12 protein-coding genes are annotated in these 13,916 nt (G+C 69.9%); 2 read left to right on the forward strand and 10 right to left on the reverse strand.

The features are described 5' to 3' along the window. Nucleotides 1-217: 217 nt before the first annotated feature. The 5 genes from IE195_RS15880 to IE195_RS15900 all read right to left on the reverse strand — a co-directional run bounded on the left by IE195_RS15880 (nt 218) and on the right by IE195_RS15900 (nt 6,056). Complete coding sequence (locus tag IE195_RS15880; protein ID WP_191272161.1) at nt 218-1,141, reverse strand: hydroxymethylglutaryl-CoA lyase; 924 nt, start codon at nt 1,139-1,141, stop codon at nt 218-220. A gap of 150 nt (nt 1,142-1,291) precedes the next feature. Beyond that, nucleotides 1,292-2,287: a GNAT family N-acetyltransferase gene (locus tag IE195_RS15885; RefSeq protein ID WP_191272163.1), complete on the reverse strand. Its 996-nt coding sequence runs from the start codon at nt 2,285-2,287 to the stop codon at nt 1,292-1,294. 339 nt (nt 2,288-2,626) lie between these two features. Further along, on the reverse strand, nt 2,627-3,070 hold the full coding sequence (locus IE195_RS15890) for a DUF3060 domain-containing protein (RefSeq protein WP_191272165.1): 444 nt from the start codon (nt 3,068-3,070) through the stop codon (nt 2,627-2,629). A 182-nt stretch (nt 3,071-3,252) separates the two neighbouring features. Beyond that, nucleotides 3,253-5,349, reverse strand: coding sequence for an excinuclease ABC subunit UvrB (gene uvrB / locus IE195_RS15895; protein ID WP_191272167.1), 2,097 nt, complete (start codon nt 5,347-5,349; stop codon nt 3,253-3,255). Between the two features lie 266 nt (nt 5,350-5,615). Beyond that, nucleotides 5,616-6,056 carry a MarR family winged helix-turn-helix transcriptional regulator gene (locus IE195_RS15900; RefSeq protein ID WP_191272169.1) on the reverse strand — a complete coding sequence of 147 codons (441 nt, stop codon included), beginning with the start codon at nt 6,054-6,056 and terminating at the stop codon, nt 5,616-5,618. Between the two features lie 180 nt (nt 6,057-6,236). On the opposite strand from IE195_RS15900, the gene IE195_RS15905 reads away from it, so the two are divergent. Next, nucleotides 6,237-6,593: a hypothetical protein gene (locus tag IE195_RS15905; protein ID WP_191272171.1), complete on the forward strand. Its 357-nt coding sequence runs from the start codon at nt 6,237-6,239 to the stop codon at nt 6,591-6,593. A gap of 28 nt (nt 6,594-6,621) precedes the next feature. Here IE195_RS15905 and coaE read toward each other — a convergent pair whose 3' ends face one another. From coaE to polA, 5 genes are all read right to left on the reverse strand, one after another. Next, a complete protein-coding gene (coaE, locus tag IE195_RS15910) occupies nt 6,622-7,224 on the reverse strand; it encodes a dephospho-CoA kinase (protein ID WP_191272173.1) in 603 nt (200 codons plus the stop codon). 32 nt (nt 7,225-7,256) lie between these two features. After that, nucleotides 7,257-7,754, reverse strand: coding sequence for a GNAT family N-acetyltransferase (locus IE195_RS15915; RefSeq protein WP_191272175.1), 498 nt, complete (start codon nt 7,752-7,754; stop codon nt 7,257-7,259). A 170-nt stretch (nt 7,755-7,924) separates the two neighbouring features. Continuing rightward, nucleotides 7,925-9,424: a 30S ribosomal protein S1 gene (gene rpsA / locus IE195_RS15920; RefSeq protein ID WP_191272177.1), complete on the reverse strand. Its 1,500-nt coding sequence runs from the start codon at nt 9,422-9,424 to the stop codon at nt 7,925-7,927. A gap of 460 nt (nt 9,425-9,884) precedes the next feature. Further along, nucleotides 9,885-10,328, reverse strand: coding sequence for an alternative ribosome rescue aminoacyl-tRNA hydrolase ArfB (gene arfB, locus IE195_RS15925; RefSeq protein WP_191272179.1), 444 nt, complete (start codon nt 10,326-10,328; stop codon nt 9,885-9,887). A 30-nt stretch (nt 10,329-10,358) separates the two neighbouring features. Then, nucleotides 10,359-13,121 carry a DNA polymerase I gene (gene polA / locus IE195_RS15930; RefSeq protein WP_191272181.1) on the reverse strand — a complete coding sequence of 921 codons (2,763 nt, stop codon included), beginning with the start codon at nt 13,119-13,121 and terminating at the stop codon, nt 10,359-10,361. A 116-nt stretch (nt 13,122-13,237) separates the two neighbouring features. On the opposite strand from polA, the gene IE195_RS15935 reads away from it, so the two are divergent. After that, nucleotides 13,238-13,666 (forward strand): PaaI family thioesterase, encoded by a 429-nt coding sequence (locus IE195_RS15935; RefSeq protein WP_191272183.1) that lies wholly within the window; start codon nt 13,238-13,240, stop codon nt 13,664-13,666. The last annotated feature ends 250 nt before the right edge of the window (nt 13,667-13,916 follow it).

The raw sequence follows: 13,916 nt of genomic DNA on the forward strand, positions 1-13,916 counted from the left end.
TTTCCCGGCCCGCTGTTCCCGGCCCCCACCTGCACGGTTGCCGCAAAGCCCTGCTACCGGGCCGATCCGGGCCCCGCGGCACCGGGTCCGCGTGGCGAAGGCAACAGCATCCTCCGACGCCGCCGGACACCGGCGACGAGGACCCGGGTGTGATGAACGACAGCCCCCTGTGCCTCCCGCCGAGAGGACGACCGACCCCCTCGGAGCCCGCCCGCGCTCAGGCGGGGAAGGCCCCCGCCCGGCCCAGGTAGGCGGGCGGCTGCTTGCCCAGGCGCTCACCCATCCAGTCGCCCAGGGCGGCGGCGTCGGCCAGGCTCACCCCGGTACGCAGCCCGCTGCGGTGCAACATGTACAACAGGTCCTCGGTGGCGATGTTGCCGGTGGCGGCCGGGGCGAAGGGGCAGCCGCCGAAACCGCCCAGGCTGGAGTCCAGTACCCGGACCCCCTCCTCCACGGCGGCGAGCGCGTTCGCGTAACCGGTGTTACGGGTGTTGTGGAAGTGACAGCGCAGGGTCCGCCCGCCCGCCACCTCCGCCGTGCGGCGCAACAGGTCCCGCACCTGAGCGGGCACCCCGACCCCGATCGTGTCGGCCAGCGCGACCTCCACCGCGCCCGTGTCCGCGATCCGGCGCACGACCTCCACGACCCGCTCCGGCGCGACCTCACCGTCGAACGGGCACCCGAAGGCCGTGGAGACGGTGACGCTCAGCGGAACGCCGGTCCCGGCCAGTTCCCGGTCCATCTCGGCCACCGAGTCCAGCATCTCGTCGACCGTGCAGCCCTGGTTCCGGGTGCAGAACCCGTCGGTGGCCGGCACCGCCACGTTGACCTCGGACACCCCGGCTGCCAACGCCCGGTCCAGGCCGCGCCGGTTGAGAGCCAACCCGATGAAGGACACCCCGGGCTCACCCCGGACCTCGGACATGACGTCCTCGGCCCCCGTCATCTGCGGCACCCGCCTGGGGTTGACGAAACTGACCGCCTCGATCCTGCGCACCCCGGCGGCCACCGCACGCCCGATCAGCTCGACCCGTTCCCCGACCGACAGCACGGTGGCCTCGTTCTGGAGGCCGTCCCGCGGCCCCACCTCCACGATCTCCACCTGCTCGGCGCCCTCGGGCCCACGGTCGTCCGCAGTCATCGGCTCCACCTCTCCACGCCCCGTCGCGTCTGCGCGCCCAGGCTAACGGAGCCCGGGGTGACCCCGGTCACCGGGTGAGCCGCCACCAGTCGCCGTCGTCGGACGCCGGCGACCCGCGCACAGGACCCTTCAGCGGGGCTCAGACGGACGTCAGCGCAGCGCCAGGGCGGGACGGACCTCCCAGGTCGTCCAGACCGGCCGATAGCCCATACGGTGCCAGAACGGCCCGGAGAGCGGGTTCATCGCCGCGTAGTTGAGCACGGACACCCCCACCCCGTGGCTGTCCAGGGCCTGGTGCGCCTGGCTGACCAGGGCGGTACCGATCCCGTGGCCGCGCTCGGCCGCCGACACCACGCCATAACCGATGTGCGCGATCGGGCGCGCCCTGACCAGGGACTTCGCCCAGCGGGAGCGTTCGGGCGGCGACACCCACAGCAGGCCCACGGCCCGGCCCCGGCGCTCGGCCAGCCAGATCCACGAGCGCGAACGGTTGAGCGCCCGAGCGGCGACCTTGCGGGTCTGCTCGGCGGTGTCGGGCTGCAGGAACACACCGCCGAAGTGCTGTTCGTAGCGGTGCTCCTCCATCAGCAGCCCCACCACCTGGGTCAGGTCACCGATGTCGGCCAGCCGGATCGCCACGTCGCGCGGCGGCAGCGACGGCGGCACCCCGCGGCGGCGCTGCCGGGCGGCGAGCACGGTGTAGGGCTGCAGCCCGTGGCGCTGCAACGGAATGATGCCCTCGACGTCCCGTGCGGGCCAGCTCACCAGTGCCGCCGACTCCGAACCGGTACCGGTGGGCAGGTCCTCCAGCTGGTCGCGCCAACTGGTCAGCAGCGAGTCCAGGGCGCGGGCGGGCTCGGGGCCGCCGACGATGGGGGTGAGCCAGTGCTGGTCGGGCACGCCCCAGATCCGACCGACCTCGCCCGGCTGGTACCAGGTGTAGTGCATACTGCCCGCCGCGACGGTACGGCCGTCCTCGTCGCTGACGGTCAGGAGCGGGTAGGAGTTGGGGGCGAACCCCACGGGTTCGGGCAGCAGGGGGTCCGACTCCGCCCAACGCTGGGCGGCGGAACGCACCAACGGGTCGAGTCCGACGTCGCCTCCGGGCGACTCGTCGTGTCGCACCCGCGCGACATAACCGCTCATCCACCCCTCCCCTAGCGGGTCCTTCGTCAAGCGCACGCCCTCGGTCCCACCCGGACCGGGCCGACCGGCGGACGCGGTTGCGTCGCGGTGTGCCCCTCACGGTCTGGTGCCGTCTCCGAACGCACGGTGTGGCGGCGAAATCGACCGTACCGCCTCACAGCGGTACAGGTGAACGGAAGCGGCAAAAGGAGGACCCAGGCAACGTGGCCCGTCCCTTCCGCACAATCCGTGCGGAAGCGGATGGACGCGCACCACGGTAACGGATCGGAGGCCGCTCTCAGGTGGCGGGGCGGCAGATCCGCCGACGCGGTCCGTACCGCGGGCGCCCGGCACACCGGTTCAGCGCAGGGCGGTGCCGCCCTCGCTGACGGTGGTGTTGCGGCCCTGGTTGACCACCTCGGGGTCGCCGGAGGCGAAGGAGACCTGGTTGTCCACGCCCACGAGGACGATCTTCTCCGCGGCGCCCACCTCGACGACGGAGCCGCGCCCGGTGGCGCGCACCAGCCCGCACTCCCCGTCCAGGACCACCGTGGCGTCGTCGGCGGAGACCACGACCTCCCGGTTCGCGCACTCGTCGTGGACGTCCGCGCCGTCCTCCACTATCACTATGACCTCGTCGTTGGTGACGCTGACCTCGGGATCCCGCTCATCCCGCCCCTGATCCGGGCCAGGGGTGTGCACGACCTCCACCGGTTCGTCGCGGTCCGGGCCGAATCCGCACCCGGCCCCCAGGAACCCGACCAGCACCGCTCCCCCGGCAGCACCCAGCAGCCGACCGACCATGGACTCCCCCACACCTCAAAAAAGGCAAAAGCGACATACGTCTTACGCAGAGCACAAGAGTATGTCACGCGAAGGTAACTACGCGACACAAACGTTCTTTGATCGTTCCTGTTCCGATACCGTCCGAGAGTGGGCCACGAGGGCCTCCCACACCCGGAATCCCGCACCGACAGGCCCTGGCGTCACTTCACCCCGGCGGCGTCCATCCCCCGCAGCTCCCGCTTCAACTCACCGATCTCGTCCCGCAGCCGGGCCGCCAGCTCGAACTGCAGGTCGGTCGCGGCCTGGTGCATCTGCTCACTCAACTGCTCGATGAGTCCGGCCAGCTCGGCCCGCGGCATGCCCGACACGTCCGCGCGATCACCCAGCGCGGGTACCGGCGCCTTCGCGGACCTACCGCCGCCCTGGCGGTACCCCGTCGACATGAGCTCCTCGGTGTCCACGTCCTCCCGGTTAAGGGTGTCCAGGATGTCCGCGATCTGCTTGCGCAGCGGCGTCGGGTCGATCCCGTGCTCGGCGTTGTACGCCAACTGCTTGTCCCGGCGCCTGTTGGTCTCCTCGATCGCGGCGCTCATCGAGTCGGTGACGTTGTCCGCGTACATGTGCACCTGGCCGGCCACGTTACGCGCCGCCCGCCCGATCGTCTGGATCAGCGAGGTCTCCGAACGCAGGAAACCCTCCTTGTCCGCGTCCAGGATCGCCACCAGCGACACCTCCGGCAGGTCCAGCCCCTCACGCAGCAGGTTGATGCCCACCAGCACGTCGAACTCGCCCACGCGCAGTTCACGCAGCAACTCCACCCGGCGCAGGGTGTCCACCTCGCTGTGCAGGTACCGCACCCGGATCCCCAGCTCAGCGAAGTAGTCGGTGAGGTCCTCCGCCATCTTCTTCGTCAGCGTGGTGACCAGGACCCGCTCGGAGCGTTCGGCCCGCTCCCGGATCTCGTGCACCAGGTCGTCGATCTGCCCCTCGGTCTGCTTGACCAGCACCTCCGGGTCGACCAGCCCGGTCGGCCGGATGACCTGCTCCACCACGTCCCCGCCGCTCTGCCGGAGCTCGTACTTGCCCGGCGTCGCCGACAGGTAGACCGACTGCCCGATCCGCTCCGTGAACTCCTCCCACTTCAGCGGCCGGTTGTCCATCGCCGACGGCAGCCGGAAGCCGTGGTCCACCAGGGTTCGCTTGCGCGCCGCGTCGCCCTCGTACATCGCACCGATCTGCGGCACCGTCACGTGCGACTCGTCCAGGACCAGCAGGAAGTCCTCGGGGAAGTAGTCCAGCAGGGTGTTGGGCGCGCTGCCCGGGTCACGGCCGTCGAAGTGCCGCGAGTAGTTCTCGATCCCCGAACACGTCCCGAGCTGGCGCATCATCTCCAGGTCGTGGGTGGTGCGCATTCGCAGCCGCTGCGCCTCCAACAGCTTGCCCTGGCCCTCCAGCTCGGCCAGGCGCTCACCCAGCTCCGCCTCGATCGTGCCGATCGCCCGCTCGGTCCGCTCCTCGCCGGCCACGTAGTGCGAGGCGGGGAAGATGAACATCTCCTGGCTCTCCCCCAGCACCTCCCCGGTCAGCGGGTGCAGCGTCAGCAGCCGCTCGATCTCGTCACCGAACATCTCGATGCGGATCGCCAGCTCCTCGTACACCGGGATGATCTCGACCGTGTCCCCCCGCACCCGGAACGTCCCACGGGTGAACGCCATGTCGTTGCGCGTGTACTGCATCTCCACCAGGCGGCGCAGCAGCTCGTCCCGGTCCACCTCCATGCCGACGGCCAGCTGGGCCATCCGGTCCACGTACTCCTGGGGGGTGCCCAGGCCGTAGATGCACGACACGGACGCCACCACGATCGTGTCCCGCCGGGTCAGCAGCGAGTTGGTCGCCGAGTGCCGCAACCGCTCCACCTCGTCGTTGATCGACGAGTCCTTCTCGATGTAGGTGTCACTCTGCGGGACGTACGCCTCGGGCTGGTAGTAGTCGTAGTAGGAGACGAAGTACTCGACCGCGTTGTTCGGCAGCATCTGCCGCAGCTCGTTGGCGAACTGCGCGGCCAGGGTCTTGTTGGGCTGCATGACCAGGGTGGGCCGCTGCAGCTGCTCCACCGTCCACGCCACCGTCGCCGTCTTACCGGTACCGGTGGCGCCCAGCAGCACGGTGTGCTCGTCGCCCTCCCGCACCCGCCTGGAGATCTCCGCGATCGCTTTCGGCTGGTCCCCCGCCGGCGTCATCTCCGAGATGACCTCGAAGGGTGCCTCACTGCGTTTGATGTCGCTGACCGGTCGCACTTGCCCTCTTCTCCCATCGAACGTCGGGCCCGCCCCCACGTGTGCCCCTCCACCCAACGCTACAGACCATCCACGACATCCCGGAGCGCCCGAAGGCCCGTACCCGGCGGACGGGGTGCGGTCCGCCGCCCATCGGAGAACCCGGCTCCCACCGTGTGAGGCCGCCGGAACCCCGGGCCGGACGCACCGAAGGACCGCCCCCTCTCCGCCGAGCGCACCGGACCACCCGTGAGCGGTGGCCCGGGGGACGGTCCACCGCGGGTCCGCTACCGCGTGGTGGTGAAGGCCTCCCGGACGGCCTCGCCGATCCGTCGTTGGACCGGGTCGGCATCCGCGCCGAACAGCAGTTCGTCGACGGTACCGACCGCCCCCATCGCCTCCCGCAGTGTCCGGTGACCCTCGTCGGTGAGCGTGATGGTGGAGGCGGCTCCGGCACGCGCCGTGTCGTCCTGTACCAGCCCAGCGGTTTTGAGCGCCTTCACCGCGGTGTGCACGCTCTGGACCGTGATGCCCGACATCCGGGCCAGGTCGCTGAACGAGACACCCGGGACACCCGCGATGTGCCCGAGCAGCCCGAGCCGGCCCACGGTCAGCCCGAGCCCCGAGAGGGCCTCGCCCAGCTCCGACTCGATCTTCCTGGCCAGCGTGAGCAGCAGCACCGACGTGCTGATCACGGGGACACCCGGTCGCGCTTCCTCATCCACCATGTCGCCATTCTCCACCGACGGAAACCCTGGCGGCCCTCGCGGGAAAGGGACCACTGCTATGCTTCAGCCTGCCTGAAGGTCGACGGCGGAAAACACGCCGCCCCCCGCCGTGCCCACAGCACGCGGAACGCACCAGCCGCCGTTCCCGGCCCCGCCACCAACCGAACGGAACCCGTAGCCATGCTCGACGTCATCCGGTTGTGCCTCCTGACCGCCCACCTGTTCGGTATGGCCGCGATCGTCGGCACGTTCTTCGTGCAGATGCGCCAGCAGAGCGGCTTCGCCACCGGCCTCATGCTCGGTGGGGCGATCGTCCAGGTCGCCACCGGCATCGCGCTGACCGCCACCCACCACGCGTCGGACCTCGAGGTCAACTACGCCAAGATCGCCGTGAAGCTCGGCATCGGAGCCACCGTGCTCGTCACGGCCGTCCTCGCCGCGCGCGCCCAGCACCGCGGGGGCAGGGTCAAGCCCATGTTCCACACCGCAGGCGGGCTGGCGACCGTGAACGTGCTGGTCGCCGCGCTCTGGCAATGACACCCGCCACCCACGGCGCCACCACCGGCTAACCGGCGCGTTCCAGGAGCCGGCGCCACAGCTCGGCGACCCGTTCCCGGAGCTCCTCACGGGTCCCGGAGTTGTCCACCACGAAGTCGGCGGCGGCCAACCGGGTCTCCCGGTCGGCCTGGGCGGCGATCCGGGACCGCACCTGGTCGCGCGGCATCCCCCGGTCCCGGGAGACCCGCTCGATCCGCGTCCGGTCCGGGGTGTCCACCACGACCACCACGTCGTACAACGACTCCAGGCCGTTCTCCACCAACAGGGGCACGTCGTAGACCACGACCCTTGCGTCGGAGGCCAGGGCCTGCTCCATCAGCTGACCGCTGCGCTCCGCCACCCGGGGGTGGACGATCTCGTTGAGCCTGGCCAGCCTGTTCTCGTCAGCGAAGACGACCTCACCCAGCTTGGGCCGGTCCAACCGCCCCTCGGGGGTGAGCACCCCCTCACCGAACTCGGCGACCACCTCCGCCAGCCCCGGGGTCCCCGGTTCGACGACCTCCCGAGCGATGGCGTCGGCGTCGATCACCACCGCGCCGTAGTCGGACAGCGCGGACGACACCGCGCTCTTACCCGAACCGATCCCACCGGTGAGTCCCACTTTCAGCATGGCCAAACCCTAGAGGCCGGACAAGCCCACCGTCACGCCGACCCCACGCTCACCTCGTCCAACTCCTTACGCATGTGCACGAGCACCAGGTGGTCGGCCATCCGTTCCCGATGCGTCTCGGCGTAGCCCAGCGCCCGGTACAGGCGCTGGTTCTGCGCGCTCTGCGCCCCGGTGAACAGGGTCAGCGCCCTCAGGTCCGGCCTGTGCGCCCGCAGGTCCTCCTCCACCCGGCTCAGCAGCGCCCGCGCGATCCCGCGGCCGCGCAGGTCGGGGGCGACCACGAGGCGACCCACCACCCCGGTGGTGTCGGTGGTCCCCGCCCGCACCGCCCCGACCAGGCGGTGCCCCGCCAGGGCCTTGAGCACCAGGGTGTCCTCGTCGGCCAGGAGCCTCTCGATCCGGGGCAACCCCTCGGTGAGCGGGAGGATGAACGGGTCCCCGTACGCCTGGGCCTCGTCCACGTAGGCGGCGCGCTGCAGGGTGAGGAGCTCACCGGCGTCGCCCGGAACAGCCGGGTGGATGTCGAACACTTCGCCTCCTCGACGGGTCCCCGCCCTCAGGGGACTCAGCAGCACCCTAGGGCATGTCCGGCGGACACCCGCCCCGGCGAGCCCCGGACACGGCGAGGGGCCGCCCCCACCGGTGGTGGGAACGGCCCCTCGAACAACCGTCACGCGGGCCGGAGCCCGGCGAGGAGGCCTTAGGCCTCGCCGCCCGCGAGCTTCTCGCGGAGAGCGGCCAGCGCCTCGTCAGAGGCGAGCGCACCGCTGGTGGACTCGGAGCTGGCCGACGAACCGCCGGTGCTCTGACCGCCACCGGTCTGGTCGTCCTCTTCCTCCTCCGGAGCAGGCGCGTTGGCGGCGTCGGCCTCGGCCGCCAGCGCCTCCTCGACCTGCTTGCGGTGAGCCTCGAAACGAGCCTGCGCCTCGGCGTAGCTGCGCTCCCACTCGTCCCGCTGAGCCTCGAAGCCCTCGAGCCACTCGCCGCTCTCGGGGTCGAAGCCCTCGGGGTACTTGTAGTTGCCCTGCTCGTCGTAGTCCGCGGCCATGCCGTACAGGGTGGGGTCGAAGTCCACCTGGTCGGGCGAGACGCTCTCGTTGGCCTGCTTCAGCGAGAGGCTGATACGACGGCGGTCGAGGTCGATGTCGATGATCTTGACGAAGATCTCGGTGCCGACCTGGACGACCTGCTCGGGCACCTCGACGTGGCGCTCGGCCAGCTCGGAGATGTGGACCAGGCCCTCGATGCCCTCCTCGACACGCACGAACGCACCGAACGGAACCAGCTTGGTGACCTTGCCGGGAACGACCTGGCCGATCTGGTGGGTCCGGGCGAACTGCTGCCACGGGTCTTCCTGGGTCGCCTTGAGCGACAGGGAGACGCGCTCGCGCTCCATGTCCACGTCGAGAACCTCGACGGTGACCTCCTGGCCGACCTCGACAACCTCGCTCGGGTGGTCGATGTGCTTCCAGGAGAGCTCGGAGACGTGCACCAGGCCGTCGACGCCGCCCAGGTCCACGAAGGCACCGAAGTTGACGATCGAGGAGACGACGCCCTTGCGGATCTGACCCTTCTGGAGGGTGTTGAGGAACGTCTGGCGAACCTCGGACTGGGTCTGCTCCAGCCAGGCGCGACGGGACAGGACCACGTTGTTGCGGTTCTTGTCCAGCTCGATGATCTTCGCTTCGAGCTCGCGGCCGACGTAGGGCTGCAGGTCGCGCACACGGCGCATCTCGACCAGCGATGCGGGCAGGAAGCCGCGCAGGCCGATGTCGAGGATGAGGCCGCCCTTGACGACCTCGATGACGGTGCCGGTGACGACGCCGTCCTCTTCCTTGATCTTCTCGATCGTGCCCCAGGCACGCTCGTACTGAGCGCGCTTCTTGGACAGGATCAGACGGCCTTCCTTGTCCTCCTTCTGGAGAACGAGGGCTTCGACCTGGTCGCCGACAGCAACGACCTCACCGGGGTCGACGTCGTGCTTGATCGACAGTTCCCGGGAGGGGATCACACCCTCGGTCTTGTAGCCGATGTCGAGCAAGACCTCGTCTCGATCGACCTTCACGATGGTGCCCTCGACAATGTCACCGTCGTTGAAGTACTTGATGGTCTCGTCGATCGCCGCGAGGAAGGCTTCCTCGGACCCGATGTCGTTGACCGCTACCTGGGGTGTCGAGGTGGCCTCGGTGCTGCTCGTCATTTGTGGGTGGACTCCGGATACGGACAGGTTCAGGAAATGGGCACGCCGCAGGTTCGAGCCCGTCGATCCGCCGTCCAGAAGTAAGAAGCGAGAGTCACATAACGGAACGAGCCGTCCGTGACCGCCAGCCGCCGGGTCCAGAGTGGAGACCGAAGCGGTGCAACCCTCCTGCCTCCTACACGGAGACAGCAGACGCCCGCACGAACCCACAACGCTAACGTCAGAATATGAGACAAGGGCGTCCTGGTCAATCGGAACCCAGGGCCGCCAACCCGACGAAGGCCGTAATGGCCGCAATTTACCCGAGCATGCCAGGGAAGATCAACTAGGTCCCCGCCCATGTCCGACAGGGCCTACCGCCCCGCACACCCCTCCCCGGCGGGGCCGGTCGGGGACGTCCGGAAAAAAGTCGGCCGGAGGCGGCCCGACCGCCACCCGACAGCCCCCGGAAGGCCCCGCGTCAGTCCGTCGGAGGGCGCGCACGGGTCTTCTTGACGTCACTCCGACGACGCTTGGCCTCCAAGCGGCGCCGCTTCGCCGACCGGCTCGGCCTCGTCCTGCGGCGCTCCGGCGGCGGGGGCTCGATCGCCTCCGCCAACACCCGGGCCAGGCGCTCACGCGCCTCCACCCGGTTGCGGACCTGGGAACGGTGCGTCTGCACCGACACCGTCAACACCCCGCCCACCAGGCGACCCGCCAGACGCTCCAGGGCACGCGCACGCCGCGTCGCCCCCAAAGCCCTGCAGGAGGCCACGTCCAACGACAGCGACACCCGGGTGTCCGAGGTGTTGACGTGCTGCCCGCCCGGCCCCGAGGACCGTGAGAACCGCCACGTCAACGCGTCAGCGGGAACGGTCACGGGCCCCACGGCCAAACCACCCGCGGTCTCTTCCTGCCCCGTCACCGTTCCCACCTCCGTTTTCGTCGCCGTCGCCTAGTGCGCGGCGTCGTGCCAGTTCTGTCCGCTGCCGACCGAGACGCCCAGCGGAACACGCAGAGCATAGGCCGAGCCCATCTCGTGCGTCACGAGGTTTTCCACCGCCTCGCGCTCACCCGGCGCGACCTCCACCACGAGCTCGTCGTGCACCTGCAGCAGTACCCGGGAGCCGTACCCGCCCTCGGTGAGCGCCGCGTCCACCTGGAGCATCGCCACCTTGATGATGTCAGCCGCCGACCCCTGGATCGGAGCGTTGAGCGCCATCCGCTCCGCCATCTCCCGACGCTGACGGTTGTCACTCGTCAGGTCCGGCAGGTACCGGCGCCGCCCCAGGATCGTCTCCGTGTACCCCACCTTCCGGGCCTCGTCCACGACCGCGTTCAGGTAGTCACGCACCCCGCCGAAACTCGCGAAGTAGTCCTCCATCAGCTTCTTCGCCTCGTCCGGGGCCACCCCCAGCTGCTGGGACAGCCCGTAGGCGCTCAACCCGTACGCCAACCCGTAGCTCATCGCCTTGATCCGGGAGCGCGCCTCACCGTCGACCTCGTCCACCGCGACGCCGAACACCTGGGCCGCCATCTGCGCGTGGAAGTCGTACCCGCTGTTGAACGCGTCGATCAGCGCCTGCTCCCCCGACAGGTGGGCCATGATGCGCAGCTCGATCTGGCTGTAGTCCGCCGTCAACAGCTCCTCGAAGCCCTCACCCACCACGAAAGCCCGCCGGATCCGCCGCCCCACGTCCGTACGCACCGGGATGTTCTGCAGGTTCGGCTCGGTGGAACTGAGCCGCCCCGTCGCCGCCACCGTCTGGTTGAACGTGGTGTGGATGCGTTCGTCGTCCGCGACCGTCTTGATCAGACCCTCGACCGTGGTGCGCAGCTTCGTCTGGTCCCGGTGGTGCAACAGCACACCCGGCAGCTCGTTGTCGGTCTGCGTGGCCAGCCACGCCAACGCGTCCGCGTCGGTCGTGTACCCCGTCTTGATCTTCTTCGTCCTCGGCAGCTGAAGATCCTCGAACAGCACCTGCTGCAGCTGCTTGGGCGAGCCCAGGTTGAACTCCCGCCCCACGACCTCGTGCGCACGCTCCACCGCACCGCGCGCAGCAGCGGCGAACTCCCCCTGCAGACCCTCCAGGTACCCGCGGTCCGCGGCGATCCCGGCCCGCTCCATCCTGGCCAGCACGTCCACCAACGGCAGTTCCACCCCGTGCAGCAGATGGGTACCGCCCCGCTTGTCCAGCTCGGCGGCCAGCACCCCGGCCAGGTCCCGGGTGGCCGCGGCCCGCACCGCCAGCCCGCGGCCGCGCCCGCTCTCACCCTCCCCGCCCAGGTCCAGGGCCATCTGGGCGCCGTCGGTGTCCTCCTCCAGCTCCCGCCCCAGGTACTTGCGGCACAGGTCCGCCAGGTCGAACCTTCGCTGCCCCGGCTGCACCAGGTACGCCGCCAGAGCGGTGTCGCTGACCACCCCGCCCAGCGTCCAACCGTGCGCGCCCAGAGCCAACAGCACACCCTTGTACTCGTGCACCGCCTTGGGCCGTTCCGGGTCGGCCAGGAAGGCCGCCAGCGCCTCGGTGTCGGCCGCGTCCAACAGGACGGGGTCGACGAACAGGGCGTTTCCGCCCGGCACGGTGACCGCCAGCGCGTCCACCCGCCCGGTGCCCCGGCCCCAGGTGCCGTCGACGGCCACCCCGGCCGGGGCCTCCTCCGTGAGCCCCTCGGCGGCGGCGTGCTCGGTGAGCCAGGCGGCAACCTGACCCGTTCGGGCGACCGTCACCTCCACCGCGAAGCCCTCGGCGGCCCCGCCCGCCGACTCCTCCGCCGCGCCGCCCTCGCCCGCGCGGATCGCCGCGTACAGGCGCTCACGCAGGTTGGAGGCGAACTCCAGGTTGTCGAAGAGCGCGTCGATACCCGCCCGGTCCGCCTCACCCAACCCCAGCTCGGCCACAGCGGCGTCCAGTTCCACGTCGGTGGCCAACCGGTTCAGCCGCTGGTTGCGCAGCACGTCGTCCAGGTGGTCGCGGAAACTCTGCCCGGCCTTGCCCGGAACCTCGTCCGCCCGGGCCACCAGCTCGTCCAACGACCCGAACTTCGTGATCCACTTGGCCGCGGTCTTGGGGCCCACACCCGGCACCCCCGGAAGGTTGTCGGCCTTCTCCCCCACCAACGCCGCCAGATCGCGGTACCGCTCCGGGGTGACGCCGTACTTGTCCTGGACCGCGGCCGGGTCCATCCGGCGCAGGTCCGACAGGCTCTTACCGGGGTAGAGCACCGTGCAGTCCTCGGTCACCAACTGGAAGGCGTCCCGGTCACCGGAGGCGATCAACACCTCCATACCCGCCTGACCGCCCTGGTGCGCGAGCGTGGCGATCACGTCATCGGCCTCGAAACCGGGCGCCGAGAGATTCGTGACCCCGATCAACCGCATCAGGTCCTGGGTCAGCGGCACCTGCGAGGGGAACTCGGGCGGGGTCTCCGAACGGCCCCCCTTGTACTCGTCGTACTCCTCGTGCCGGAACGTGGGGCCCGACAGGTCCCACGCCACCGCCACATGCGTCGGCTCCTCCTCACGCAACAACTTCACCAGCATCGACGCGAAGCCGTAGACGGCGTTGGTGGACTGCCCGGTACTGGTACCGAACTTCTCCACCGGCAGCGCGAAGAACGCGCGGAAGGCCATCGAATGGCCGTCCAGGAGGAGTAGGCGGGGGCGCCCGCCGCCGGCCTGGGATGTCTGTTCGGGGGTCTCTCGCTTGGTCACCACAGAACGAATCCTAGGATGCGCTACGGACAGCCCGCGGCCACCACCACGGGAACACCGCCCTGCCCTGCCCGGTTCGACCGGATACGGGCCCACCTGACCGGATCGGAAGGCACATCATGACCACAGACGCCGACACGCTGCGCGAACTCCTCGACTCCGGAGCACTCGTCGGCGGACTGGGCAAGCACATGGGCATCGAGATCACCGAGGCCTCCCCCGAACGCGTCGTGGGCCGCATGCCGGTCGAAGGCAACCGCCAACCCTTCGGACTCCTCCACGGCGGCGCCTCCTGCGTTCTCGCCGAGTCCCTGGGCTCCATCGGCTCCACCGTCCACGCCCAACAGTTCGGCCGCATCGCCGTGGGCATCGAGATCAACGCGACCCACCACCGGTCCGCCACCGAAGGCCACGTCACCGGGGTCGCCACACCCGTCCACCTGGGCCGCACCCTCGCCACCTGGGACATCACCATCACCGACGACAACGGCAGGAAGGTGTGCACCTCCAGGCTCACCTGCATGCTGCGCGACGCGCCCCAGAGCTGACCCCGGACCGCGCCGCGAAACACAAGCGCCACTACAACACCAAACGCACCACAGCTACGCTCAGCCCGGCCGACCAGCACCGAAGCCCACCAGCACGCCCGGGAGCTCGACGGCCGGGCCCCGCTGTGCCCGCCTCCTGCGACAGATTGCTGCCGACCGTGCACTAGCAGCACTCATTCGTCCAAACAACCGGCCGAAAAGCCTCGCCATGACCACAGCTTCATAACAGCACAGAGGCGAGTTGGCACCA

Source organism: Nocardiopsis terrae, from assembly GCF_014651695.1.
Lineage (GTDB): Bacteria > Actinomycetota > Actinomycetes > Streptosporangiales > Streptosporangiaceae > Nocardiopsis > Nocardiopsis terrae.